Below are 25,322 nucleotides of genomic sequence, written 5' to 3'. Positions count from 1 at the left end.
ATCTGCCTCATGATCCGTTAGACACTCGGCTCGAGGTCTATCTCACGAATAACTGCCACTCGGCAGACCGAACGTGCCTCAATTTCCATGGGACAGGACAACGATTTTCCGGACAGCGCGAACAGTCACGACCGCAAAGTGCATATACACCGCCGGGCGGCACGCTCGGCGGCCCACTTCATTGGATGGTGAATCGCGGCGCGTGCCGGGTATCGGTCCGACATGTGAAGATCGTCATGGCTCCGTAGCGACCGTGACTCAGCCCTGTCGGCTCACTCTCCGGCTCTGCGTCCGACGGCAACTCCGTGCCCGCGTCCACGACCGGCTTCCAGCGCGGCCCTGAACCGCCATCCCACTCCGAGCTGTCCAGTTGCAGCAGTTGCCGTGTCTCGCCCCCACAGTCGAAGCAGGGCACGGCATACATGTCGGTCGAGTGCCACGAGGTCCATCCACCGACTTTGCAGCCTGGAGCCACCGACAGCAGATACTGATAACAGGTACACCCATACTTCTCGACCCGCTCCTCGTCGTACACCGCGTCATGGGAAGCAGTGGGGTAATGGGCGATCTCCCACTGCCGCAGTCGCTCTCTCAGCTCCGGCGGATACACCTCACGATCCGGGTACTCATCGACCCGTTCGGGGTTCAGCGAACACGCTTGTGGCAGGTAGAAGTCGTAGGAGACCTGGTGAGGAGCAGGAGCCGAATCCAGCAGCGCGGTACCGCCCTCGGTATGCCGCCACACGAGCTGGACCGTGGGGCCCCACCTGTCGAGCTGCTCGTGCTCGTTGGGGCACCACAGCACCTGCAGCACATCGGTGTCGTCGGGGTAGTCGATCTCGGGGAAGTCGTGCCGCCACAACTGCGCGATGGGTACCAGGTAGTTCGGTACATCGACTTCGGCCGGCACCATTCTTTTCCCACGGACCCCGTCAGGTCTCGTGAACGGCACCCACACCAGGTACGGCTCGGTGCAGGTGGGCCACGGCTCGTCGGCCGGCCACCACAGAGGGCCGCCGATATGACTGTCCGAGACGCCGGGCTGCCCCTGCCGGGGGTGTAGGCGGACCGTGGTGCGGGCGTAGTCGGCGATTCCCGGCACCTCCGCAACGATATCTACTGGCGGTGCGGGCGTGGTGTAACGCAATATCCGAGTCTCTCGTTCAAGAACAGTTCGGTCAGAACCTCATTCGACACCCACTACACCGTCGGAGGGAAGGTTCCTTACCGTCGTCACAGAGAGTTCACTACTTTCCTTACCGGTTGTTGACCTGAGCGGTGTTCGGAAACCGCTCTCGGGCTCGACGATCATTACATCACCGCGTGGAAAGATCATGTCGGTGTGGAGGTTTGGGTGCGGGGTTACGCGATTCCCGCTGATCGTCGAGACGAGGTGTGGCGCGGGTGGCGGGCTGATTAGGCCATCAACGTTCGAGATCGCACCACAAACCAGTCGGAAGCGCCTCTGAGCTTGCGCTACCTGATGCAATCGTTCGTGATGACGTCAGCTCTGCTGGTCGGTCGGCACACCCAGATCGTTGGCTGGAACCAGCTCGCCGTGGCGGTGTTAAGGGAGTTGTTGTGATGGTCTTGCCGCGATCGGTTGGCGAGTATCTGCGCTGTGAGGAGAGGCTGCGGCAGGGCCGACAGCCTGGTGGTGTAAATAGAATTTCCGCGACTCAGTGGATCTGACGAATCGAGTTTGGGTGGCGTGGCACCGGACGTTTCGTTGGCGCCAATTCTTCATATCTGATGAAATCAACCTACGATTCATTGGTGTCCACCGTATGTAACTATCCGGGCTGTGTCCGTCCCATCACGCGCGGCGGCGGGCCTGGTCGGCCGTCGGAGTACTGCGACCATCCGGATCACACGCGATGGCGCGCCTGGCGGGAACGTCAACGGCAACAACAGGAGTCGGAGGTCCCCGCCGGTTCCGTCACTGTGACGCAGCAAGGGCCGGTGACAGCTGCGCGATTGCGTGCGGATGAGTTGCTCACCCAGTTTCGCGGACTCGCCGATCAGCTGACGAGCACGTTGAGTGCCGCCGTCGCCGAATTGTCCACGCTGGCCGACCCATCCGTCGTCGAGGCCCAAGTGCAGGCGGTGCAGGCGGACGCGGCGCGGCGTATCGCGGAGGCAGAGGTCGCCTCCGTCGCGGCCGAGCAAGCGCGCAGGCAGGCGGACGAAGCCAGGACCCTCGCCGAGTCCGCGGCGGACGACGCGGCCAACGCTGCCGAACAGGCGGAAGAGCGGGTCGCCGAAGCGAATTCGGCCCGCGAGGACGCGCTACGTGAAGTCGAACGTGTCACCAAACAGGCGGCCGACGATGTGTTCGCAGCGCGCAGCGACGCCGATGCTGAGATCCGTACCGTGCGTCGCGAGTGCACCGAAGAGATCGAACGCATCAAGCAGGACGCCGCCGAACAGGTCCAGAGCGCGGAACGGCGCACCGAAACGGAAATCGCGCAGGCGCGGCGCGAAGCGGCCGCACAGGTTTCGGCCGCCAGGTCCGAACGGGACCTCGCCGTCCAGCGTGCCGCCGAGGCAGAACGCGCGACCGAACGCGCCGAGCATGCCGCTGCTGAACGAGTCGAAGCCGCGAACGAGGCACGCGACGAATGGCGCAGGGTCCGTGCTGAACTCGATGCCACCCGCGCCGAGCTCGCCGAAGCCCGCCGCGCCGCCGCCGCCGATCTCGCGATTGTCCGTTCCGACGCCGCGGCGGCCGTCGATAAGGTTCGCGCGGAGGCGACCCACCGAATCGAGGCGCTCGACGAAGCCCGCGCCCAAACCCTGGCTCGCGCCGAACGCGCGGAAGCGCAACTCGACGAGCTCCTGGCAGAAGCGCGCCGCAAACCGCCTGTCACCGATCTCGGTGCCCGCGTCGAGGCGTGATGGGCTGAGAAGGCCGTCCCCGGCAGCGTGGGCTTGCCTGAACGACCAGGATCGTGGTCCGACCCTCAGTCGGCTGAACCAGGGCGGATGCGTGAAGGATGGGCTGGTCGGAACCCTGGCTACACTCCGATACAGCTCGGCGTGCAGGAGGCTCCGTATGTCTGTCATCTACCGAACCACGATGGTTCCAACCAAGTTGGTGCTGCTGAGTTCCTGGTTGCCGACTCGCGCGTGGTATCGCGGCGACGGTGAGCCCGACTTACGGATAGCCGGCGGGTTCCGCCTGGATGATCCCGGTGGTGAGGTCGGGATCGAGTTCATGGCTATCACCGACCATGCGGCCGAGCTGGCGTGGGCTTACCATGTACCGCTGACCTATCGCGCATCGCCGCTGGCGGGTGCCGACGAGGGGCTTGTGGGGACCGCGCTGCATGGTGTCCTCGGCAAGCGATGGATTTACGACGCTGCGCGCGATCCGGTCGCGGTGGCTGAGATCGTTGCATTGCTCGCCGGGCGGGCGAAGCCGCAGGCGCAGAGCGAAAGCGGCACCTCGGACCCCACCGTCGCGATACATGCTGCCGAGACGATCATCCCGACAAACGAATTCGGCCCAGCGCAGGAGAGCTTGTCCTACACCGACATTCCGGTCGGACAGCGAGCCGTGCGCCTCCATCGTCTGCTGGATGCTACCGGCGCACCCGCCGAGGCATGTGGTTCGGGCTATGTTATTGCCCCGTGGCGGACTGCCGAGGGAGCGGCCGCCCGCAGTGTGTTCTTGTCATTCGCCGAGAGACCAAGGGAACGTTGAACGCCCGCGGCCTGGGGGACTCGAATTTCGAGAATTCGCTTCGGCGTTGCGTAGCGAAGGCAAACACCCCGCGAACAGAAGTCGTCATATCATGTTGCTATGCCCGAAACCGAGGTCGAAGGGCGTACGGAACCACTGGCCGGCGGCGCCCGGCAGACGGTACTGGTGGCCGGTGCCTGTGCGATGATCATGGGTGTGGCCTTGGCGGTGTGGCCACACAAGTCGCTGCCGACGGCGGAAATGCTGTGCGGCGCTTATCTGCTGCTCCATGGAGTGCTTCAAATGATCGTGGCGCTCGGCGCTCGCTTCGCCACGGCGCTTCGCGTACTGGTGTTCGTCAGCGGCGTGCTGTCGGCCTTGCTGGCCGCGCTGTGCTTCGCGGGGGGTAACTCGGCGCAGCTACTGTCGTTGTGGATCGGTTCGGCATGGGCGATTCGCGGCATCTGCCATGCGACTGTGGCGGTGTGGGTCGACGACCTGCGTGGCAGGGGACGGCAGGAGGTATTCGGCCTCGCCACGATGATGCTGGGCGTGATCGTCGGTGTCCTGCCGTCCGACTCGCTGAACGCGCTCGGCTGGGCGATCGGGCTGTGCTTGATCGTGATCGGGTCGACGGAGGTGCTCGGCGTCGCAGTCGTCCGCCGCGGCGCGGTCGAGTTGCCCCCGCTTGCCCCGAACCCGCGGCTGAATCCGTAACTGGTCGGGTAGCGGGAGCTCAACAATGGACTTCCGCTACCCCGACCAGACTGGTGGGCGTAGGGAGACGATGATCGCTGCTTTCGTGCCGTTGGAAGCTTGCCGGTTAGCTGTCAGGGTGACGACGCCGCTGCTGATGTGGAAGCGCAGGTTGGGCCGCTTCAACCGTTTCCGGTTCCGCCTGATGCACGTAATCGATTGTGCGCGAGATGGTTATGCATCGGACGCTGCTTACGCCAGCTTCAGCGGAGGGACTGGGAGAAGACGACCGGTGATGCGGCCATAGCCCAGTGGAACGGGTCGGGCCGCCAGATCGGCTTGCCTGCAGGCACGGCCAGTTGCATCTCAGGGGGGCGGCGAGGATCGATCGATAGCGTCCTGCACGACCAGGTACGCCACGGACTTGGCAGGGCAAGTATGCGGTCCGGCGCTCCATGCCAGATGCGAGCGAATTCCGGGGCGGTCCCGCTCCTGATCCGAAGCGGATTCGACTACGCTGATCGAGGGGCCACTTGAGAATCGGAACGTACTGTGGCACAACTTAATTCACCCCAGTCTCACCGTTTTTGCCGTACAAGGGATGGTGACTATGAATCACCGACCGTTCGGAACAAAGCTCGCCCAACTTGCCTGCATCGCAGAACTCTCTCTGGATCCGCCAACAAGGTATCGGTGCCGGTCACGGTAACCGCGCCAACGATTGCGGTGGCGGCCAGCCCGCGCACCAGGTTGACTATGCACCATGGCATCCCAGCACCGAGAGCTCCGATCGGCCGCCGAGCTGATCGTGGTCACCCGCGGCACCGATTCCGAGATCACACCTATCGCCCTCAGCGAAAACCGCGACGGACAGTCGCGAGTCAACGACTTGCTTCCGGCGGGCGCCCAATTGGTTCGAATCTTCGGACCGGCCAACCGATTGCAGAGCAGGCTGACCGGCACCCCGCATGCGGGAACAGGCGCCGAGTATCTGAACTACTTCTTTGTCCGCGGCGTCACCGATGATCTCGACGGCGTCGCCGAGCGATTGCGTGCGGACGACGCCGTGGAGGCGGCCTATGTGAAGCCGCCCGCTGAACTGCCGATCGCGCCGGAAGGTGTCGTGCGCTTCGCGAAGCCAGTCGCCGACGCACCGCCTGCGACTCCGAATCTCGAAGAACGCCAAGGATATCTGGACGCCGCCCCCCAGGGGATCGACGCACGATGGGCCTGGGGGGTGCCTGGTGGGCGCGGCGAAGGCGTGCGCGTGGTGGATGTCGAGGGCGCGTGGCGGTTCACCCACGAAGATCTGCACAACAACCAGGGCGGGGTGATCGGCGGCAACCCGTCACCGGATCAGGGCTGGCGCGACCACGGTACCGCTGTCGCAGGCGAGATCAGTGGTGACGTGAACCCCTACGGCATCACCGGCATCGTGCCCGAGGCGCATATCCGGGCGGTGTCGGTCTTCGGGTCGGGGTCGGCGGCGGCGATCCGTTCAGCGGCGGACGCGTTGGGCGCTGGCGATGTGATTCTGCTCGAATTACACCGTCCCGGACCGCGATTCGACTACGCGGGCAGGCCGGACCAACGCGGCTACATCGCGATCGAATGGTGGCCCGACGATTGGGCGGCTATCCGCTATGCGATCGGTAAGGGTGTCATTGTGGTGGAGGCCGGTGGCAACGGCGGCGAAGACCTCGACGCCGCGCTATATGACAGGCGACCCGCGGAGTTCCCGACCACATGGCGCAACCCGTTTCGGGGCGGCGCGGCCGATTCCGGGGCGATCATCGTCGGCGCGGGCGCGCCACCGCCCGGGTTCCACGGGAACGATCACGGCCCCGCGCGATCGCGGCTGGCGTTCTCCAATTACGGACAGCGTGTCGACGTGCAGGGCTGGGGGCTGGAGGTCACCACCACCGGGTATGGGGATCTACAAGGCGGTTCCGACGAGGACCTGTGGTACACCGACGTGTTCAGCGGCACCTCGAGTGCGTCGCCGATCGTGGTCGGCGCCGTCGCTAGCTACCAGGGCATGACAGGGGCCGCGGCCGGACGCAAGACGCCTGCGGAAGTGCGAGCCCGACTGCGTGAGACCGGCTCACCCCAGACCGACGCACCGGGACGTCCCGCGACCCAGCGTATCGGCAGCCTGCCGGACCTGAAGGCGATGATCGTGCCGCAGACCGAGCTTCGACCCGATCGTCGCGACCCGGCAGAGTCGGGGCATGACCGATCTGTTCGGTAGGCCGATACCTGGAGAGGCGGTGCGGTTGGACGAGGTGCTCGTGCAGCCGATCATCGCCGGGGCGGTGCTGTACGCGGGCTGGTGCGCGTGGGCGTTCCTGCCGGGTGGTGGCGGCGAATCTCCGGGCTTGCGACCCTTTTCGGCATCAGTCGGATACACGACGGATACTCGGGCAGCGCCGGGGACGTTTTCGCCAACCAGATGTGGCTGGCGCCCTCATCTGGCTCACCCAGGGGGTGACCAGCCTCGGCATGTTTCTGCATGTTTCTGATTGGTATGGCCGCGGGTAAGCGGAGGCTGTTCACCGACCAGGATTCGGTGGCCCGTTGGGCGCCGCGAGCGCTCGCGGGCGGTATGGCGATCGGGCTTCCGGTGTCGGCGGTGACTTTCGCCGACGCGATGAATGGGATTCAGCCGCCTACACTCTGGGTCGGAGTGCAGGAGTTGGTCAATCCGCTCATGACTTTCGCCTACATCGCGGGCATCCTCTGCCTGACCCGGTCGGCGCGCACGGCGCGGGCGATCAGCGGGCTCGCACCGGCAGGACGGATGACGGCCTCCAACTACATCGGGCAGTCGATCGTCCTGATGGTTGTCTACACCGGGTATGGGTTCGTCCTGGTAGACGCGGTCCCGCCCGCCGGTGTGCTGGGCATCGCGCTACTAACCTACGCCGTCCAGCTCGCGCTCAGCGCCTGCTGGTTGGCCCGGTTCCGGCATGGGCCGGTGGAGTGGCTGCTGCGAGCCGCGACCTACCTGCGGGTCCCGGCGTGGCGACGTAGTCCGGAACATGCCCCGGCCCTGGAATCCTGAAGCTAGCCCAGTCGCGAAGCAGCCTTGGGACAGGCTGATTCGTTCACTATTGCCGGTCGCGCGTCAGCGGCGGTCGACCGAGGATTCCATGGGTCGTGGACGATGCTCGGTGAGGACTGGCGACTGGTGGAGACCAGTCGGGTGCGTCGGCTAGCGAAATCGAATGTGGCTCAATGGAGGCGGTTCGACGCGACCTCTGCTCGCGCGAGGTCATTCCATACCCCTGGTGCGGTCTTGTCGCGGATCCTCACTGAAACGGAAGGCTTGGTCGGCGTTGCGATCAGCGCACGCGGGCATCCAACAGTACATCGAGCAGGAAGCGGGCAAATTCGATGGGCGCGTCAGTGAATCCGCTGTGGCCGCCGGGGAACTCGGTCAGGGGAATGTTCAACTGCGCGGCGATCGCCGCGGCCGGACGGTAGGGGAGTTTGCCTCTACTTTCCCGGCCTGCCCCGAGGACAAGGCGGTCGGAGAGCCGCGCCAAAGCGGCCACGTCGGGGTGGTACGAGGTGACCGTACGCAGTTCGTGTGCCATGGCGCGCGGCGCGTTGGCGTGCAGACGTCCGATCATCTCCGCCGCGCGCGGCGGGATTTCGGCGGGATCGGGCATGGCGTTCATCCCTCCGCCGATGCCCTCGAGGAAGCGTGCGCCCGCAGAGGCAAGGCCTTCGGCCATGAAGAGTTCGTATACCTCGTCGACGAACGCTTTATGTGCGTCGGCATCGGGCAACACCGCAAAGCAGGGCGGCTCGTGCGCGACGACCGACCGCAACCGGTGTGGGTGCCGTGCGAGCAAATCCAGCGCGACCACCGCCCCGCCGCTTCCCCCGAAGACATAAGCGTCTTCGCCCGTGTGGTGTTCGATTAGCCGGAAGGCGTCGTCGCTCTGCACCTCGACCTGCATTTCCGCCGGTGCATCCTGGTCGAGCGCGCTACGGGAGTAGCCGCGTGGGTCGAGGGTGACGACCGTGAAATGCTCGGCGAGCGGGTCGCTGATGGGATCGAAAACGGCCGCGTCACCCCCGCTGCCGGGAAGCAGCAGCAGAACCGGCCCGCTGCCCCGCACCTCGAAGTAGAGGGTGGCGCCAGGGACTTTCAGAGTATCGGATCTCATGATGACTGCTCCTCGTACCGGGATGGCCACTGCTCGAGTGCGACGTGCAGGGCGTCGATGATACGTTCCCAGGAGGCGGCGGTATCGCGGGTATGGCTGAAGCCGCCGGTCGCCTCCAGGGAGGCGTAGCCGTGAAAGGTGCTGCGCAGCAACCGGACCGCGTCAGTGAGGTCGGGCTCCGCTAGGCCGTAGGCGCGCAGCATGCCATAGGTTAGTTCGATGCCGCGCAGCGCGCTGGGCGAAGACCCGGCCATTTCGGTGCTCACCGGCAGTTGCGTTGCGGCGTATCGGCCGGGGTAGCGCAGCGCGTACTCGCGCCAGGCATGCGCGAAAGCACCGAGCGCATCTCGTCCCGCCCGGCCCGCGACCGCTGCCGCGATCAGGTCGGTCTTCTCGACCGCGGCCGTCATGGCCACTCTGGCTCGCAGTTCCTGGAGGTTCTTGATGTGCGAGTACAGGCTCGCATCCTTGACGCCGAACCTCCGGGCCAGCGCCGACATGGTGACGTTGTCGATTCCGACCTCGTCGGCGAGCTCTGCCGCGGCGAGGGTGATCCGTTCGGCGGTCAGCCCGGCTCTTACCATCATCCGCGCAACGTCCTCCAAACTAGGGCGACTAGAATTTAACCTAGTGTTCCTAGGTTTTGCAAAAACAGCTGTTCGGTGTGTTTGCGGTCCGTCGCGTTCCAGTTGCCGTAGCCGCTGCGTCTAGATCTTGGGCGTGATTGTTGTGATTCGGCGCCCGACAGGACTTCGACGCCCGCGCCTGGGCCTTTCACCATCGAAGCTCATCGGCCCGGAACGTGACAGTGCCGCGGCTGGTTGCAGCGGCAGCACCAGACAGGCCGATCACACAAAATCAGCGGACAAACGTCGCCGCCCGCTCCGCCACATCGAGCAGCGGCTGCGGGAACACGCCGAGCACGAGGGTAGCCGCCGCGGCGACAGCCACGATCGTCGTGGTGAGCGCAGGGGTGGTGATCAGCGGAGCGTCGGTGGGCGGGTCGGTGAAGAACATCAGCACGATTACGCGAATGTAGAAGAACGCCGCAATGGCACTACAGATCACGCCGACGATCACCAGCGGCGTCGCGCCGCCTGTGGCGGCCGCTTCGAAGACGGCGAACTTGCTGACGAAGCCACTGGTGAGCGGCAGACCCGCAAAAGAAAGCAGCAACAGTGCGAAAACCGTGGCCAGCCAAGGGGAGCGGCGGCCGAGCCCCGCCCACTGAGGCAGGCTGGAGGCTTCGGCGCCCGAGGATTCGCGGACCAGGCTGACGACCGCGAATGCACCGAGCGTACCGAGGCCGTAGGCCAGCAGGTAGAACAGCACCGCCGCGACACCGCGACCGTTCGCCGCCGCTAGACCGATGAGGATGAAACCGGCATGGGCCACCGAGGAATACGCGAGCATGCGCTTGACGTCGGTCTGCGTGATTGCCATGACCGCGCCGACCGCCATGGTGGCGATCGCGACGGCCGCCAGGATCGGGCGCCAGTCATCGCGCAGACCCGGCACCGCGATCTGCAGGACCCGCAGCAACGCGCCGACTGCCGCGATCTTGGTTGCCGCGGCCATGAAGCCCGTGATCGGGGTGGGCGCGCCCTGGTACACGTCCGGCACCCACGACTGGAACGGCACCGCACCGATCTTGAACAGCAGGCCGACCGCGAGCATCGCGACCCCGAGCAATGCCAGCATCGCATTGTCCGGGTGCTGAGCGATGGCGTCCGCGATTCCACCGAGCCGCACCGTGCCTGCCTGCCCATAGAGCAGCGCGACACCGTAGAGGAAGAACGCCGAGGAGAAGGCGCCCAGCAGGAAATATTTCAGCGCCGCCTCCTGCGAGAGCAACCGATTGCGCCGCGCCAACCCACACAGCAGATACAGCGGCAGCGACAGCACCTCGAGCGCGACGAACATGGTGAGCAGGTCGTTGGACGCCGGGAACAGCATCAGGCCACCGACCGCGAGCAGCGTCAGCGGGAACACCTCGGTGGTCGCGACACCCGCGCGCAGCGCCGCCACTTCGGTCGCGCTGCCGGGCACCGCGGAAGCTTGCGGCGTGAAGGCATCCACGCCGCGTCCGAGGGTGGCGGCGGCCAGACTCCAAGTCCCCGGGCCGGAACGGGCTTCGACATGGGGTTCGGCGCCGCGCTCGGCGATGAACAGAACGCCGAGGATCGACACCACAAGGATCGTGCCCTGCAGAAACAGGCTGAAGCCGTCGATCGCCACGGCGCCCGCGATCGCGGTGGACTCGGTGCCCGCCAGCGCCACCACGGCCACCAGCGCCGCCACCAGCCCGACCAGGCTCAACGCCAGGTGCGTGCCGTAGCGGTAGCGGCGCCCGAGGAACGCCTCGACGAGCACACCAAGCACGGCGGCGCCGAACACGATCAGCATGGGGGACAGGTAGCCGTATTCGATGCTCGGCGCGGGCATACGCGCGGCGAGCGTTGTCGCGTAGTCGAAGTCGCTCACTCAGGCCGTCCTCGGGAAGGCGGTCATCGCGGCGAATATTCCCGCGACGGTGACGTCAAGGCGCGCAATCAGTCGGCTCATTTGTGGGCACCTCCGGGGTGTTCGGCTGAACCTGCCTCGGGCAGCGTGGGTGTCGGCGGCGCGGGATCTGTCCGGCCGATGGTGGTGAGCGTCTGGCTCACCGCGGGATTGATGAAGTCCGTCAGGACCTTCGGGTACACGCCGAGGAACAGCAGCGCGGCGATCAGCGGGGCCACCACGGCGAGTTCCCGGGGCACCAGGTCGTAGATCCGCTCGTTGCCGTCCTTCACCGGTCCGGTCATCATCCGCTGGTAGAGCCACAGCACATACAGCGCGGCGAGCACAAGTGCGCCGGTAGCAACTACCGCGGCGAACTGGTAGCGGGTGAATGTGCCGACCAGCACGAGGAATTCGCTGACGAACGGGGCGAGCCCGGGCAGTGACAGGGTCGCGAGCCCGGCGATGAAGAACGTCCCGGCCAGCACCGGGGCCACCTTCTGTACGCCGCCGAACTCGGCGATGAGCCGGGTGCCGCGGCGCGATACCAGGAATCCGGCCACCAGGAACAGTGCGGCGGTGGAGATGCCGTGGTTGACCATATACAGCGTCGCGCCGGTTTGGGCCTGGCTGGTCATGGCGAAGATGCCGAGGATGATGAAGCCGAAGTGAGAGATCGAGGTGTAGGCGATCAGGCGCATCACGTCGGTCTGCCCGATCGCCAGCAGCGCACCGTAGACGATACCGATCACAGCGAGCGTGATCACCAGCGGCGCATAGGTTCCCGACGCGTCGGGGAACAGGGGCAGGCAGTAGCGCAGCATGCCGAACGTGCCCACCTTGTCGACCACTGCCATCATCAGCACCGCGCTTGACGGTGTCGCCGCGACGGCGGCGTCCGGCAGCCAGGTGTGCAGTGGCCACAGCGGTGCTTTTACCGCGAAGGCGAACATGAACCCGAGGAACAGGGCATTGAGCACCGCGGGCCCCGCGCCGAGCTGGCCGGCGTTGGCGGCCGCGACCACGGCGCGGAGGTCGAACGTCCCCGACGATCCCTCGCCCAGCCCTTCGCGGGCGGTGAGCACGTACAAGCCGATCACCGCGGCCAGCATGATCAATCCGCCGAACAGGTTGTACAGCAGGAACTTCACCGCCGCCCGCGAACGCTGCTGACGCAGTTGCACGTCCCCGGAGCGTGGCCCGAAGCCGCCGATGAGGAAGTACATCGGGATCAGCATCGCCTCGAAGAACACGTAGAACAGCAGAATGTCCAGCGAGACGAAGGAAATCAGCACCATCGCCTCGACGAGCAGGATGAGCGCAACGTAGGTGTGCGCGACCCGTTTGCCGCTGCCCACCTCGCGTTCGTCATGCCAGCCCGCCAGGATCAGCAGCGGAACAAGCGCAGCGGTCAGCAGGACCAGCACCAGGGCGATCCCGTCCAGCCCTAGCGTGTAACCGGCGCCGAACGCCGGAATCCATTGGTGGGATTCGACGAACTGGTACTGTGCGCCGCCGGGATCGAATTCCACCGCGAGCCCGATACCGAGGATCAAGGCCACCAGCGAGCAGCCCAGCGCCACACAGCGGGCGAGGGTGCGTCGCGCGGCGGGCAGCATGAGTACGACCGCCGCTCCGACGATCGGCGCCAACCACAGCGTCGTCAACCAGGGAAAATCGCTCACCACAACCTCACCGCCAGCAGGGCGGCGGCCACCAGGGCCGCGCCGGTGAACATGGACAGGGCATACGAGCGCACGAACCCGGACTGCACCCGCCGGATCCGTGCCGACAGCCCACCGATCATCGCAGCGGTCCCGTTGACGATCCCGTCGATGCCGCGATTGTCGAGGAAGACCAGTGCCCGGGTGAGATGCCGGCCGGGACGCATGAACGTCGCCTCGTTGAACGCGTCACCGTAGAGGTCCCTGCGTGCCGCGACAGTCAGCGCCGACACGGTTTCCGGTGCGGTTTGCGGAACCGCACGCTGCGCGTACCGGTAGTAGGCACCCGCGACGCCGACGGCAACCACCAGTAGCGCGAGCGTTGTGACTACGGCCGCGGGGACAGCTTCCTCGCCATGGTGGGCGCCGACCACCGGTTCGAGCCAGTTCTGCAGTGAGGAGCCGAGGACGAACAGGGCACCTGCCCCGACCGAGCCCATTGCGAGCAGGATCATCGGTCCGGTCATCACCGCGGGCGCTTCGTGTGGATGGGTGTCCGGTTTCCAGCGGCGCTCACCGAAGAAGGTCATCAGCATGACGCGCGTCATGTAGAACGCGGTCAGTCCCGCACCGAGCAGAGTCACCGTGCCAAGCGCGAAGCCGCTTATGCCGCCCTGGTTGAACGCCGCCTCGATGATCCGGTCTTTCGAGAAGAACCCGGCGAACGGCGGGACCCCGATGATGGCGAGGTAGCCCAGGCCGAAGGTGACATACGTGATCGGCAGCAGCGTGCGCAGGCCGCCGTAGCGGCGCATGTCGGTCTCGTCGTCCATCGCGTGCATCACCGAACCGGCGCCGAGGAACAGTCCGGCTTTGAAGAAGCCATGGGTGAGCAGGTGCATGATGGCGACGGCGTATCCGGCGGGTCCGAGGCCCGCGGCGAGCACCATGTATCCGATCTGACTCATTGTGGAGGCGGCCAGAGCCTTCTTGATGTCGTCCTTGGCGCAGCCGACGATCGCGCCGAACAGCAGCGTGACCGCGCCGACCAGCACGACCCCGAGCCGCGCGTTCGGCGCGAGGTCGAAGATCGGGTTGGACCGTGCGATCAGGTAGACGCCCGCGGTCACCATGGTGGCCGCGTGGATGAGTGCCGACACCGGGGTGGGGCCCTCCATCGCGTCGCCGAGCCAGGACTGCAGCGGCACCTGCGCGGACTTTCCGCACGCGGCCAGCAGCAGCAACAGGCCGATCGCGGTGAGTGTGCCCTCGCTGGCGGCGGGCGCGGCACCGAACACGTCGCCGAAGCCGATTGATCCGAACGTCGCGAACATGATCATCATGGCAATCGCCAGACCCATGTCGCCGACCCGGTTGACCACGAACGCCTTCTTGGCCGCCGTTGCCGCCGAAGGCTTTTCGTGCCAGAACCCGATCAGCAGGTAGGACGCCAGGCCGACACCCTCCCAGCCGAGGTAGAGCACAAGGTAGTTGTTCGCGAGCACCAGCAGCAACATGGCTGCGAGGAACAGGTTGAGGTAGGCGAAGAACCGCCGCCGTGCCGGGTCGTGGCTCATGTAGCCGATCGAGTACACGTGGATCAGCGAGCCGACGCCGGTGATCAGCAGTGCGAAACACACTGAGAGCTGGTCTAATTGGAGTCCGACGTCGACCTGGAGGCCCGCCACTGGAACCCAGCTGAACAGATCCGTGTGCACCGCACGTTCGGCGGAATCGCGCCCGAGCATGGCGAAGAACGCCATCCCGGCGACCACGAAGGAGGCCAGCGCCATCGTGGTGCCGAGCAGGTGACCCCATACGTCGCAGTAGCGTCCGATGAGCAGCAGGACGATCGCACCCGCCAGGGGGAGGGCGGGCAGCAGCCAGAGCGTTGCCGTGTCCATGTCAGAACTTCAACAGGTTGGCGTCATCGACCGAGGTCGAGCGGCGGGCGCGGAAGATGGTCATGATGATGGCAAGACCGACGACGACCTCTGCCGCGGCGACCACCATGGTGAAGAACGCGAACACTTGTCCGTCCAGGTTGGCATGCAACCTGGCGAAGGTGACGAACGCGAGGTTCACCGCGTTGAGCATCAGTTCGATGCACATGAACACCACGATGGCGTTACGCCGCAGCAGTACGCCGGCCGCGCCGATCGTGAACAGCAGGGCGGACAGGAACAGATAGTTCTCTGGATTCACCGATTGCCTTCCTCGTCGCTCTGAGTCTCGGTCCCGTTCGATGAGTTCGCGGTGCCGACCGAGAGGACGGCCGCTTCAGTGAGCGCCCTGGTGCGACGGTGCCGCAAAATGGTGCTGACCGAGAATTCCTCGAAGGAGCCGTCGGGCAGTTGCGCCGGGATGTCGACCGCGTTGTGCCGGGCGTACACCCCCGGGGTTGGCAACGGAGTGGCGCGGTGGCCCGCTTCGCGGAAACGGCGGCGGGACACCTCGCGCTGGCTCATCCGCGGCCCGAACAGTTCGCGGTGGGCGAGCACCATCGCGCCGATGGTTGCGGTGATCAACAAGGCACCGGTGAGCTCGAAGGCCCACACGTAGCGTACGAAGATCAGCTCGGCCAGCTCGCCGATCACGTCGCGTCCCGCGAAACCGCTGGCGGGGAAGGAGATTCCGGCGTCGCGCACGCCGTTGGCGATGCCGCCGACCAGCAGCAGGCCGAAGCCGAGGCCTACCGCGGTGGCGGCGAGGCGCTGGCCGCGGATAGTTTCCTTCAGCGATTCGGCGGAGTCGACGCCGACGAGCATCAGCACGAACAGGAACAGCATCATCACCGCGCCGGTGTAGACCACGATCTGCACGACGCCGAGGAACAGCGCATCCTCGGCGATGTAGAACGCGGCCAGCGCGATCATCGTCGCGGCCAGGCACATTGCGGAGTACACGGCCTTGGGCGCGAACACCGTGCCGAGCGCGCCGATCACCGCCAGCGGGGCGAGGATCCAGAATTGGACGGCCTCCCCCGTGGAGGTGCGGGTCAATGGCTCAGCGGCCAGGATCAGGTCGGTCACCGCACTGCTCCTTTCGCGGCAGCGGGGGTGGACTGCTCGGGAACGCCTGCGCCGTCGGCGGCGGTATCCCGCGGGCCGCCGGGAATGTTGCCGAGGTAGTAGTCGGCCTCGTCGGCGCCGGGGTACATCGCGTGCGGCGGCGCGGTCATGCCGGGCTGCATCGGGGCCAGCAGTTGGTCCTTCTCGTAGATCAGGTCGGCCCGATTGTCGTCGGTGAGTTCATAGTCGTTGGTCATGGTGAGTGCGCGGGTGGGGCACGCCTCGATGCACAACCCGCAGCCGATGCAGCGCAGGTAGTTGATCTGGTAGACCCGGCCGTAACGTTCACCCGGCGAATAGCGTTCGGCCTCGGTGTTGTCGGCGCCTTCCACGTAGATCGCATCGGCGGGGCAGGCCCATGCGCACAGTTCGCAGCCGATGCACTTCTCCAGGCCGTCCGGGTGCCGGTTGAGCTGGTGCCTGCCGTGGTAGCGAGGCGCGGTGGGCACCTTCTGTTCCGGATAGAACTCGGTGTTGGGCTTCTTGAACATGGTGGCGGCGGTGACCATGAATCCGGCGAGTGGGTCCAGAAGTCCGGCTTCGGCAGCGTCCCAGGAGCGGACGTCGGCGGGCAGCGGTGGCACCGGGAAGCCGAGGAAGACCGTCGGGCCCCCTGCGGCCGTGGGCTCGTCGATCGGTGGCGGCGCGCCCTTCGCCCGGCCCGCCCGCAGGAACTGGAGAACCATCAGACCGGAGATCACGAGGCCGCCGATCACCAGGATCGGCGTCTGCACGTGATAGCCCTCGGCCTGCAGCACTCGCGCGGTGGCCACCACCATGACCCAGAACAGGGAGGTCGGGATCAGCAGTTTCCAGCCGAGGCTCATGAATTGGTCGTAGCGCAGACGCGGCAGCGTGCCGCGCAGCCAGATGAACACGAACAGGAAAGTCCACACCTTGGCGGTGAACCACAGAACCGGCCACCAGCCGGAGTTCGCGCCGTCCCACATGTTCAGTGGCCACGGTGCGTGCCAGCCGCCGAGGAACAGGGTGGTCGCCAGAGCGGAAACCGTTCCCATGTTGACATATTCGGCCAGCATGAACATAGCGAACTTGAGCGAGGAGTATTCGGTGTGAAAGCCGCCGACCAGCTCGCCCTCGGCCTCGGGTAGGTCGAACGGCGCCCGGTTGGTCTCGCCGACCATGGAGACGCAGTAGATCAAGAACGACGGAAGCAGCAGGAAGACATACCAGGTGCCCTCTTGCGCGGAGACGATTCCCGAGGTGGCCATGGTGCCGCCGAGCAGGAACACGGTGGCGAAGCACAACGCCATCGCGATCTCGTAGGAGATGACCTGTGCGGTCGAGCGTAGACCGCCGAGCAACGGGTAGGTGGAGCCGGACGACCATCCGGCCAGCACGATGCCATACACACCGATCGAGGTGATCGCCAGGATGTACAGCACCGCCACCGGCAGGTCGGTGAGTTGGAGCGCGGTGCGGTTGCCGAAAATCGACACCTCGGGCCCCAACGGGATGACCGCGAACGCCATGAACGCGGGCACTACCGAGATGATCGGCGCCAGAATGAAGATCGGCTTGTCCACGATCGCAGGGACGATGTCCTCCTTGAGGGCCATCTTCACGCCGTCGGCGATGCTTTGCAGCGAGCCGAACGGGCCGGTCCGGTTGGGCCCGATCCGCATTTGCATGCGTGCCACGATCTTTCGTTCGGCCAGCACGGCGATCAGCGGAATGAGCATCAGGTAGACGAAGACGGCGAGAGCTTTCGCGATCACGAGCCACAGCGGGTCGTGTCCGAAACCGGCGGTCGCGTCGGGCCCGTAGGAGGCAGCGTGCGTAACCACCGAGGGCCCTCCGGACGCCGTGAACAGCGCAGCCAGATCACTCATGACGGTGTTCCTTCATCCTCTCGTCGGCGCGTCGCAGGTGCACGATGTCACCGGGTTGGACGGCGAGTTGCTCGGCGACTGAGCAGCCCGGCGAGTTCTGTGGCAGCCAGACCACACGGTCGGGCAGATCGCTGATCATCAGCGGCAGTGTGACGGCACCACGGTCGGTGGCGACCGTGACCGGATCGTCGGTGATCACGCCGATTTCGGCGGCTGTCGCGGCAGACAGGCGCACCACCGGTGGGCGGGCGATGCCCGCCAGATTCGGTTCGCCGTCCTGCATGCGGCCTTGGTCCAGCAGCATCCGCCAGCTGGCAAGCACCGCTGCTCCTGGTCCGGGCTGGGGGAGGGGATGCGGCCGGATCGCGGGCGGTGCGACGGGCGCTCCGTCCCACGCGCCGAGCTGGGCGAGTTCGGCACGGGCGGATTCGGTGTCGGGCAGGCCGAGGCGCACCGACATTTCGTCCGCGATGGCGTGCAGCACCCGCTGATCCGACAGCGGGGCCGACTGGCGGCGGACCATGTCGTCGCCGAGCGCGGCGGCGAACGGTCGAGGTCGGCCCTCCCAGGTGCGGAACGTGCCGGACTTCTCCATGGCCGAGGCCACCGGGAAAACGACGTCGGCGTGTTCGGTGACGGGACTGTGCCGCAATTCCAGGCTGACCACGAACCGCGCGGCGTCGACGGCGGCCAGCGCGGCGGCGGGGTCGGGCAGGTCGGCGATGTCGACGCCGCCGATTACCAGTGCGCCGAGGCCGGCCGCGGCGTCCAGGATCGCCGCGGTGTCGCGGCCGACAGTGCCCGGCAGTTCGGGCACGTTCCATACGGCCCGGACCTGTTGGCGGGCACGGGAATCCACCACCGGGCGACCGCCGGGCAGCAGGCCGGGAAGCGCGCCCGCCTCGACGGCCCCACGTTCTCCGGCTCTGCGCGGGACCCAGGCGAGCGCGGCTCCGGTCTCCTCGGCGAGGCGGACGGCCGCCGATAGCGCACCGGGGATGCCCGCCATCCGTTCGCCGACCATGATCACCGCGCCGGGTTCGCGCAGCAGCCCGGCCAGTTCGGCCAACTGTGCGGAATTAGTTGCAGTCGTGGGGATTTCGCCGGTGCGGATGGCGTCCAGCAGGTACGGTTCCGCACCGGGTACGGCCTGTAGGAGGCGGCCGGACATGCGATCGAGCCCGCGCGAGGAGTACGGCGCCACCGAGTAGACCGGCAGGCGATGCTTGCGAGCCGCCTTGCGCAGCCGCAGGTAGACGATGGGCGACTCCTCCTCGGGTTCGAAGCCGGCCAGCAGGACGACCGGTGCGGCCTCGAGGCTGTCGTAGGTCACCGTGGTGCCCTGCCCCGCGACGTGGGCGGCGAGGAAATCGGCCTCCTCCACCGAGTGCACGCGGGTGCGGAAGTCGATGTCGTTGGTGCCGAGGGCGATTCGCGCGAACTTGGCATATGCGTAGGCGTCCTCCTCGGTGGCCCGGCCGCCGACGAGCACCCCGGCATTGCCGAACGCGGCGGCGAGTCCCTCCGCGGCGGCGGCCAGCGCTTCGGACCAGGAAGCGGGCGCGAGCTTGCCGTCCCACCCGCGCACCAGCGGTGTAGTGAGCCGGTCGCGTTCGGTGGCGTAGACGAAGGCCCAGCGCCCCTTGTCGCAGTTCCACTCCTCGTTGACCTGCGGGTCGTCGCCCGCAAGCCTCCGCAGCACCTTGCCGCGCCGATGGTCGGTGCGCTGTGCGCAGCCGGAGGCGCAGTGCTCGCACACGTTCGGGCTGGACACCAGATCGAACGGGCGGGCACGGAACCGATAGCTGGTGCCGGTGAGTGCGCCGACCGGGCAGATCTGCACGGTGTTGCCGGAGAAGTAGGAATCCAGCGGTTCGGCCTGCGCCGTGCCGACCTGTTGCAGCGCGCCGCGATCCATCAATTCGATAAACGGGTCGCCCGCGACCTGCTGTGAGAAGCGGGTGCAGCGAGCGCAGAGCACACAGCGTTCCCGGTCGAGCAGTACGGCCGTGGACAGCGGAATCGGCTTGGGGTAGGTGCGCTTCTCGCCGTCGAACCGGGATTCGGCACGGCCGGTGGACATTGCCTGGTTCTGCAGCGGGCATTCGCCGCCTTTGTCGCACACCGGGCAGTCGAGGGGGTGATTGATCAGCAGCAGCTCCATCACGCCCTCCTGCGCCTTGTCGGCGACGGGGGAGGTGAGCTGGGTACGCACCACCATGCCGTCGGCGACAGCCATGGTGCAGGAGGCGACCGGCTTGCGCTGGCCCTCCACGTCGACCAGGCACTGGCGGCAGGCGCCTACCGGGTCGAGCAGCGGGTGGTCGCAGAAGCGGGGGATCTGGATGCCGATCAGTTCGGCGGCCCGGATCAGCAGGGTGCCCGCGGGTACGCTGACGGTGGTGTCGTCGATGGTCACGGTGACCAGATCGGCCGGAACCGGCCCGCTGGTGTTGCTGGTCGCGATGGCTGGCCCACTCGTCGCCCGACCGCCACCCCTCATCGAATCGCTACGCGATACTGGATTCATCGAACCTCTTCTCCTGCCTCGGCCCATGCTGTGGAGCGCGCCGGGTCGAACGGGCATTCGCCGAGCCGCAGATGGTCGACGTACTCCTCGCGGAAGTACTTCAGCGAGGAGATGATCGGGCTTGCCGCGCCGTCGCCGAGGGCGCAGAACGACTTGCCGTTGATGGTGTCGCTGATGTCGAGAAGTTTGCCGAGGTCGGATTCCGTGCCGCGGCCGGCCTCGATCCGCCGCAGCAGCTGAACGAGCCAGTAGGTGCCCTCCCGGCACGGGGTGCACTTGCCGCAGGACTCGTGCGCGTAGAACTCGGTCCAGCGCAGCACCGCACGCACGACGCAGGTGGTGTCGTCGAAGATCTGTAGTGCCTTGGTGCCCAACATCGATCCGGCCCCGGCGACGCCCTCGTAGTCGAGCGGCACGTCGAGGTGCTCCTCGGTGAACAGCGGCGTGGACGAACCGCCCGGGGTCCAGAACTTGACCCGGAGTCCGGCGCGGACGCCGCCGGCGTAGCCGAGCAGCTCGCGCAGCGTGACGCCGAGCGGCGCCTCGTACTGTCCCGGCCTCGCCACATGTCCGGACAGTGAGTAGAGGGTGAAGCCGGGGGATTTCTCGCTGCCCATGGACCGGAACCAGGCGGTGCCGTTATGGATGATCGGTGGCACGCTTGCGATCGACTCCACGTTGTTCACCACGGTCGGGCAGGCGTAGAGCCCCGCGACGGCGGGAAACGGTGGGCGAAGTCGCGGTTGTCCGCGACGTCCTTCGAGCGAATCCAGCAGCGCGGTCTCCTCACCGCAGATGTAGGCGCCCGCGCCCGCGTGCACGATCAGCTCGAGGTCGAAGCCGGACCCGAGGATGTCGCGGCCGAGGAACCCGGCCTCGTAGGCCTGCGCCACCGCGGCCTGTAGCCGCCGCAGCACCGGAACGACTTCGCCCCGGACATAGATGAACGCGTGGGCGGCGCGGATGGCGTACGCCGCGATGACGACGCCCTCGATCAGCGCGTGCGGTGCGGCCAGCATGAGCGGAATGTCCTTGCACGTGCCGGGTTCGGATTCGTCGGCGTTGACGACGAGATAATGCGGCTTGCTGACACCGTCGGGGCCGGGGCCCTGCGGGATGAAGCTCCACTTCATCCCGGTGGGGAAGCCCGCGCCGCCGCGGCCGCGCAGGCCCGCGTCCTTGACGGTCTGAATGACTTGGTCGGGGTCCATGTCGAGGGCTTTGCGCAGCGCCTGGTAGCCGTCGTGGCGGCGGTAGGTGTCGATCGTCCAAGACTGCGGCTCGTCCCAGTACCTGGTGAGCACAGGGGTAAGTGTCATCAGGCGCCCTCCGAATCCTCTTGTGGCCCAGGCGCTTGCATGTTCTGCTCGCGTGCGACGCGCAGACCGGCGAGGGTCGCCTCGCCCGCGACTCCGTCGAGGACGCCGGGGCGTTCGTCCGGGAATCCGGCGAGGACGCGCGCGGTCTGTTTGAACGTGCACAGCGGCGCGCCACGGGTCGGCGTCACCTGCCGTCCGGCGCGCAGCGCGTCCACCAAGGCGCGGGCCGATTCCGGCGTCTGGTTGTCGAAGAACTCCCAGTTGACCATGACCACGGGCGCGAAGTCGCAGGCCGCGTTGCACTCGACGTGCTCGAGCGTGATCGACCCGTCCGCCGTGGTCTCGCCGTGCTCGATGCCCAGGTGGCGCTCGAGGGCGGCGAGGATGGCGTCACCGCCCATGACCGCGCACAGCGTGTTGGTGCACACGCCGACGTGGTAGTCGCCGGTCGGTGTGCGCCGATACATGGAGTAGAAGGTGGCCACGGCGGTGACCTCGGCACCGGTCAAGCCCAACTGTTCGGCGCAGAATTCGATGCCGGTTCCGGTGACGTAGCCCTCCTCGGACTGCACCAGGTGCAGCAGCGGCAGCAGTGCGGAGCGCGGATGCGGGTAGCGCGCGATGATCTGTTCGGCGTCGGTCTCGAGCCGTTCGCGTACGAACGGAGGGTACGGCTCGGGCCGGGTGCTGAGCTTCAGCAGGATTTCCGTCATCGGTCCACTCCGCCCATGACCGGGTCGATGCTGGCGACCGAGGCGATGACGTCGGCGAGCATGCCGCCCTCGCACATCGCCGCGACCGCTTGCAGATTGGTGAACGAGGGATCGCGATAGTGCACCCGGTAGGGCCGACTGCCGCCGTCGCTGACCATGTGCACACCTAGTTCGCCGCGCGGCGACTCGACGGCCACGTACACCTGGCCCGCCGGTACCCGGATGCCCTCGGTGACCAGCTTGAAGTGGTGAATGAGACCCTCCATGGACGTACCCATGATCTTGCCGATGTGCTTGGGTGAGTTGCCGAGTCCGTCCGGGCCGAGTTGGAGGTCGGCGGGCCAGGCGATCTTCTTGTCGTCCACCATCACCGGGCCGGGGCGCAACCGATCCAGGCACTGTTCGGCGATCTTCAGTGACTCCTTCATCTCCTCCACCCGGATCACGTAGCGGCCGTAGCAGTCGCAGCCGGTGGTGGTGGGGATGTCGAATTCGTAGTTCTCATAGCCGCAGTACGGCTGAGCCTTGCGCAGGTCGTGCGGAAGGCCGGTGGCCCGCAACACCGGTCCGGTGATGCCGAGCGCCATGCATCCCTGCAGGTCGAGGTAGCCGATGTCCTGCGTGCGGGCCTTCCAGATCGGGTTCGAGGTGAGTAGGTGCTCCATATCGCGCAGCCGCTTGGGCAGCAAGGCGAGCAGTTCGCGCACCTTGGAGACCCCGTCGTCGGGCAGGTCCTGGATGAGACCGCCGGGCCGGATGTAGGCGTGGTTCATCCGCAGACCGGTGATGGTTTCGAAGACGTCGAGGATCAGCTCGCGTTCCCGGAAGCCGAACAGCATCGGGGTGAGCGCGCCGAGCTCCATCCCGCCGGTGGCCAGCGCGACAAGGTGTGAGGAGATGCGGTTGAGTTCCATGAGCAGGACGCGGATGACTGTGGCGCGTTCGGGGATTTGCTCGGTGATGTCGAGCAGCCGCTCCACGCCGAGGCAGTACGCCGTCTCGTTGAAGAACGGCGACAGGTAGTCCATGCGGGTAACGAAGGTGACGCCCTGGGTCCAGTTGCGGAATTCGAGGTTCTTCTCGATGCCGGTGTGCAGATACCCGATTCCACAGCGGGCCTCGGTGACCGTCTCTCCTTCGATCTCCAGGATCAGCCGCAGCACGCCGTGCGTCGATGGATGCTGGGGGCCCATGTTCACCACGATGCGTTCCTCGCCCGCGCCGGATAGCGTCTCGGCGACCTGATCCCAGTCCTGTCCCGCGACGGTGACCACGGTGGGCTCCGGCCCGGTATCACCGGTGACGTCGGGCCGGGTGTCGGTGTCGTTCATCAGCTGTACGTCCTCCGCTCGTCGGGCGGCGGTATACGCGCACCCTTGTATTCGACCGGGATCCCGCCGAGCGGGTAGTCCTTGCGCTGGGGGTGGCCTTGCCAGTCGTCCGGCATGGCGATCCGGGTGAGAGACGGGTGACCGTCGAACAGGATGCCGAAGAAGTCGTAGGTCTCGCGCTCATGCCAGTCGGTGGTCGGGTACACGTCGTAGAGCGAGGGGATGTGTGGGTCCGCGTCGGGCGCGGACACCTCCATGCGCAGACGGCGATTGTGCGTGATCGACATGAGGTGGTAGGCCGCATGCAGTTCGCGGTCGGAGTCCTCCGGGTAGTGCACGCCGTTCACGCCGAGGCAGAGCTCGAAACGTAGCGCGGGGTCGTCACGTAGCGCGCGGGCGACGGCGACGAGGTGCTCGCGGCGCACGTGCAGGGTGAGTTCGCCGCGGAAGACGACCACCTTCTCCAGCGCCGTGTCGAAGCGCGTGCCGCCCGCGCTGAGCGCGGCGCGCAGCGAGTCGACCACCTCGTCGAAGTAGCCGCCGTAGGGCGTGGGTGTGCTGCCGGGCAGGGTGACCGGGCGGACGAGGCGGCCATAGCCGGAGGTGTCGCCGGTGCCGGTGACGCCGAACATGCCCCGGCGCACGCCGATCACCTCGGTGCCGGACTGGGTGGAATCCGCTTCGGGCAGTGTACCTTCGGGGCCCGCGGTGGCCGCGGCATCGGTCGCGTCGTGCGCGGTATCGGTGTTGTCGGAGGTATCGAAGGTCATCGCAGCAGACCCTCCATCCGGATGGTCGGCGTCGAGGCGAGCGCGGCCTGTTCGGCGGCACGGATGGCTTCCTCGCGGTTGACGCCGAGTGGCATCTCCTGAATTTTCGCGTGCAGTGCCAATATCGCGTTGAGCAGCATCTCGGGGCGGGGCGGGCAGCCGGGCAGGTAGATGTCGACCGGCACCACGTGATCTACGCCTTGGACGATGGCGTAGTTGTTGAACATCCCGCCGGAGGACGCGCAGACGCCCATTGCCAGCACCCATTTCGGCTCGGTCATCTGGTCGTAGACCTGACGCAGCACCGGGGCCATCTTCTGGCTCACCCGGCCCGCGACGATCATCAGATCGGCCTGGCGGGGTGAGGCGCGGAACGCCTCCATGCCGAAGCGCGCTATGTCGAATCGGCCTCCGCCGGTGGCCATCATCTCGATGGCGCAGCAGGCCAGTCCGAAGGTGGCGGGCCACAGCGAGCCCTTGCGTAGGTATCCAGCGAAATTCTCGACCGTGCTCAGCAGAAACCCGCTGGGCAGTTTTTCCTCGAGACCCATGTTCTACTGACTCACTTCCACTTGTCGTCTGCGAATGCGGTCGTGCGGCGTTCAGTCCCAGCTGAGACCGCCGCGGCGCCATTCGTAGGCGTAGGCCACAGAGACGTTGAAGATGAACAACGCCATCGCGGCTAGACCGAAGAGACCGAGCGCATCGAAGTGGACAGCCCACGGGTAGAGGAACACGATCTCGATGTCGAAGATGATGAACAGCATGGCGGTGAGGTAGTACTTCACCGGAAAGCGCTGTCCGGTAACGTTTCCCGGCCCGCCCGCGACAGCGTGCGGGGTGGGTTCGATACCGCATTCGTAGGCTTCCAACTTCGCCCGGTTGTAGCGCTTCGGGCCGACAAGGGCTGCCATGGCGATGGAGAACAGCGCGAACGCCGCAGCGATCGCGCCGAGTACAAGAGTCGGCATCTCGATGTTCACGACTGCCCTTCCCCTCCTTGCGAGCTG

The 25,322-nt window shown here is 66.5% G+C and carries 21 protein-coding genes and 1 pseudogene; 5 read left to right on the top strand and 17 right to left on the bottom strand.

The annotated features are described in order from the left end of the window. Nucleotides 1–178: 178 nt before the first annotated feature. Nucleotides 179–1,102 carry a hypothetical protein gene (locus tag AB0H00_RS12375; RefSeq protein WP_357264966.1) on the bottom strand — a complete coding sequence of 308 codons (924 nt, stop codon included), beginning with the start codon at nt 1,100–1,102 and terminating at the stop codon, nt 179–181. 860 nt (nt 1,103–1,962) lie between these two features. Between AB0H00_RS12375 and AB0H00_RS12370 the strand changes: the two genes are divergently transcribed. The 5 genes from AB0H00_RS12370 to AB0H00_RS12350 all read left to right on the top strand — a co-directional run bounded on the left by AB0H00_RS12370 (nt 1,963) and on the right by AB0H00_RS12350 (nt 7,445). After that, entirely contained in the window at nt 1,963–2,898 is a 936-nt protein-coding gene (locus tag AB0H00_RS12370; RefSeq protein WP_357264964.1) for a hypothetical protein, read from the top strand. Between the two features lie 181 nt (nt 2,899–3,079). Beyond that, nucleotides 3,080–3,706, top strand: coding sequence for a 1,4-alpha-glucan branching protein (locus AB0H00_RS12365; RefSeq protein ID WP_357264962.1), 627 nt, complete (start codon nt 3,080–3,082; stop codon nt 3,704–3,706). A 99-nt stretch (nt 3,707–3,805) separates the two neighbouring features. Continuing rightward, complete coding sequence (locus AB0H00_RS12360) at nt 3,806–4,402, top strand: DUF308 domain-containing protein (protein WP_357264960.1); 597 nt, start codon at nt 3,806–3,808, stop codon at nt 4,400–4,402. Between the two features lie 742 nt (nt 4,403–5,144). Continuing rightward, nucleotides 5,145–6,632 (top strand): S8 family peptidase, encoded by a 1,488-nt coding sequence (locus AB0H00_RS12355; RefSeq protein ID WP_357264958.1) that lies wholly within the window; start codon nt 5,145–5,147, stop codon nt 6,630–6,632. Between the two features lie 261 nt (nt 6,633–6,893). Further along, nucleotides 6,894–7,445, top strand: a complete 552-nt coding sequence (locus AB0H00_RS12350; protein ID WP_357264956.1) for a DUF418 domain-containing protein — start codon at nt 6,894–6,896, stop codon at nt 7,443–7,445. Between the two features lie 280 nt (nt 7,446–7,725). On the opposite strand, the gene AB0H00_RS12345 is transcribed toward AB0H00_RS12350, so the two are convergent. The 16 genes and pseudogenes from AB0H00_RS12345 to AB0H00_RS12270 form a co-directional block, all read right to left on the bottom strand. Then, complete coding sequence (locus AB0H00_RS12345) at nt 7,726–8,559, bottom strand: alpha/beta hydrolase (RefSeq protein ID WP_357264954.1); 834 nt, start codon at nt 8,557–8,559, stop codon at nt 7,726–7,728. Next, nucleotides 8,556–9,146, bottom strand: a complete 591-nt coding sequence (locus AB0H00_RS12340; RefSeq protein ID WP_357264952.1) for a WHG domain-containing protein — start codon at nt 9,144–9,146, stop codon at nt 8,556–8,558. Before AB0H00_RS12340 ends, AB0H00_RS12345 begins: the two co-directional genes overlap by 4 nt. 271 nt (nt 9,147–9,417) lie before the next feature. Beyond that, nucleotides 9,418–11,004, bottom strand: coding sequence for an NADH-quinone oxidoreductase subunit NuoN (gene nuoN / locus AB0H00_RS12335; protein ID WP_357265098.1), 1,587 nt, complete (start codon nt 11,002–11,004; stop codon nt 9,418–9,420). A gap of 116 nt (nt 11,005–11,120) precedes the next feature. Beyond that, entirely contained in the window at nt 11,121–12,746 is a 1,626-nt protein-coding gene (locus AB0H00_RS12330) for an NADH-quinone oxidoreductase subunit M (RefSeq protein WP_357264950.1), read from the bottom strand. Continuing rightward, the gene (nuoL, locus tag AB0H00_RS12325) at nt 12,743–14,629 is read right to left on the bottom strand and encodes an NADH-quinone oxidoreductase subunit L (RefSeq protein WP_357264948.1); all 1,887 of its coding nucleotides are present in this window, start codon (nt 14,627–14,629) and stop codon (nt 12,743–12,745) included. Before nuoL ends, AB0H00_RS12330 begins: the two co-directional genes overlap by 4 nt. 1 nt (nt 14,630) lies before the next feature. Then, nucleotides 14,631–14,930, bottom strand: coding sequence for an NADH-quinone oxidoreductase subunit NuoK (gene nuoK / locus AB0H00_RS12320; protein WP_029892786.1), 300 nt, complete (start codon nt 14,928–14,930; stop codon nt 14,631–14,633). Then, nucleotides 14,927–15,757: an NADH-quinone oxidoreductase subunit J gene (locus AB0H00_RS12315; RefSeq protein WP_357264946.1), complete on the bottom strand. Its 831-nt coding sequence runs from the start codon at nt 15,755–15,757 to the stop codon at nt 14,927–14,929. The genes nuoK and AB0H00_RS12315 overlap by 4 nt, the downstream gene beginning before the upstream one ends. Beyond that, nucleotides 15,754–16,371 carry an NADH-quinone oxidoreductase subunit NuoI gene (nuoI, locus tag AB0H00_RS12310; protein ID WP_357265096.1) on the bottom strand — a complete coding sequence of 206 codons (618 nt, stop codon included), beginning with the start codon at nt 16,369–16,371 and terminating at the stop codon, nt 15,754–15,756. Before nuoI ends, AB0H00_RS12315 begins: the two co-directional genes overlap by 4 nt. Continuing rightward, nucleotides 16,345–17,649, bottom strand: a pseudogene (gene nuoH / locus AB0H00_RS12305) (NADH-quinone oxidoreductase subunit NuoH); the annotation flags it as partial. The gene nuoI and the pseudogene nuoH, both read right to left, overlap by 27 nt. After that, complete coding sequence (locus AB0H00_RS12300) at nt 17,642–20,179, bottom strand: NADH-quinone oxidoreductase subunit G (RefSeq protein WP_357264944.1); 2,538 nt, start codon at nt 20,177–20,179, stop codon at nt 17,642–17,644. The pseudogene nuoH and the gene AB0H00_RS12300, both read right to left, overlap by 8 nt. Next, a complete protein-coding gene (nuoF, locus tag AB0H00_RS12295; RefSeq protein ID WP_357264942.1) occupies nt 20,176–21,498 on the bottom strand; it encodes an NADH-quinone oxidoreductase subunit NuoF in 1,323 nt (440 codons plus the stop codon). Before nuoF ends, AB0H00_RS12300 begins: the two co-directional genes overlap by 4 nt. Beyond that, the gene (nuoE, locus tag AB0H00_RS12290) at nt 21,498–22,211 is read right to left on the bottom strand and encodes an NADH-quinone oxidoreductase subunit NuoE (protein WP_357264940.1); all 714 of its coding nucleotides are present in this window, start codon (nt 22,209–22,211) and stop codon (nt 21,498–21,500) included. The genes nuoF and nuoE overlap by 1 nt, the downstream gene beginning before the upstream one ends. Then, entirely contained in the window at nt 22,208–23,542 is a 1,335-nt protein-coding gene (locus AB0H00_RS12285; protein ID WP_357264938.1) for an NADH-quinone oxidoreductase subunit D, read from the bottom strand. Before AB0H00_RS12285 ends, nuoE begins: the two co-directional genes overlap by 4 nt. Continuing rightward, the gene (locus AB0H00_RS12280; RefSeq protein WP_357264936.1) at nt 23,542–24,312 is read right to left on the bottom strand and encodes an NADH-quinone oxidoreductase subunit C; all 771 of its coding nucleotides are present in this window, start codon (nt 24,310–24,312) and stop codon (nt 23,542–23,544) included. The genes AB0H00_RS12285 and AB0H00_RS12280 overlap by 1 nt, the downstream gene beginning before the upstream one ends. Beyond that, a complete protein-coding gene (locus tag AB0H00_RS12275) occupies nt 24,309–24,863 on the bottom strand; it encodes an NADH-quinone oxidoreductase subunit B family protein (protein ID WP_357264934.1) in 555 nt (184 codons plus the stop codon). The genes AB0H00_RS12280 and AB0H00_RS12275 overlap by 4 nt, the downstream gene beginning before the upstream one ends. 51 nt (nt 24,864–24,914) lie before the next feature. Further along, nucleotides 24,915–25,295: an NADH-quinone oxidoreductase subunit A gene (locus AB0H00_RS12270; protein ID WP_357264932.1), complete on the bottom strand. Its 381-nt coding sequence runs from the start codon at nt 25,293–25,295 to the stop codon at nt 24,915–24,917. Between the last annotated feature and the right edge of the window lie 27 nt (nt 25,296–25,322).

The organism is Nocardia sp. NPDC023852 (assembly GCF_040639505.1).
Taxonomy (GTDB): Bacteria; Actinomycetota; Actinomycetes; order Mycobacteriales; family Mycobacteriaceae; genus Nocardia.
The sequence above is the reverse complement of the archived record's forward strand: the minus strand, read 5'-3'. Positions and strand labels throughout refer to the sequence as shown.

Coding starts and splice junctions, on each gene's coding strand:
- AB0H00_RS12285 (WP_357264938.1), bottom strand. CDS start 23,542: ATGAACGACACCGACACCCGGCCCGACGTCACCGGTGATACCGGGCCG.
- AB0H00_RS12340 (WP_357264952.1), bottom strand. CDS start 9,146: ATGATGGTAAGAGCCGGGCTGACCGCCGAACGGATCACCCTCGCCGCG.
- AB0H00_RS12365 (WP_357264962.1), top strand. CDS start 3,080: ATGGTTCCAACCAAGTTGGTGCTGCTGAGTTCCTGGTTGCCGACTCGC.
- AB0H00_RS12350 (WP_357264956.1), top strand. CDS start 6,894: ATGTTTCTGATTGGTATGGCCGCGGGTAAGCGGAGGCTGTTCACCGAC.
- nuoN (WP_357265098.1), bottom strand. CDS start 11,004: ATGCCCGCGCCGAGCATCGAATACGGCTACCTGTCCCCCATGCTGATC.
- nuoE (WP_357264940.1), bottom strand. CDS start 22,211: ATGACGGAAATCCTGCTGAAGCTCAGCACCCGGCCCGAGCCGTACCCT.
- nuoL (WP_357264948.1), bottom strand. CDS start 14,629: ATGGACACGGCAACGCTCTGGCTGCTGCCCGCCCTCCCCCTGGCGGGT.
- AB0H00_RS12345 (WP_357264954.1), bottom strand. CDS start 8,559: ATGAGATCCGATACTCTGAAAGTCCCTGGCGCCACCCTCTACTTCGAG.
- AB0H00_RS12280 (WP_357264936.1), bottom strand. CDS start 24,312: ATGACCTTCGATACCTCCGACAACACCGATACCGCGCACGACGCGACC.
- AB0H00_RS12300 (WP_357264944.1), bottom strand. CDS start 20,179: ATGAATCCAGTATCGCGTAGCGATTCGATGAGGGGTGGCGGTCGGGCG.
- AB0H00_RS12275 (WP_357264934.1), bottom strand. CDS start 24,863: ATGGGTCTCGAGGAAAAACTGCCCAGCGGGTTTCTGCTGAGCACGGTC.
- AB0H00_RS12355 (WP_357264958.1), top strand. CDS start 5,145: ATGGCATCCCAGCACCGAGAGCTCCGATCGGCCGCCGAGCTGATCGTG.
- AB0H00_RS12360 (WP_357264960.1), top strand. CDS start 3,806: ATGCCCGAAACCGAGGTCGAAGGGCGTACGGAACCACTGGCCGGCGGC.
- nuoF (WP_357264942.1), bottom strand. CDS start 21,498: ATGACACTTACCCCTGTGCTCACCAGGTACTGGGACGAGCCGCAGTCT.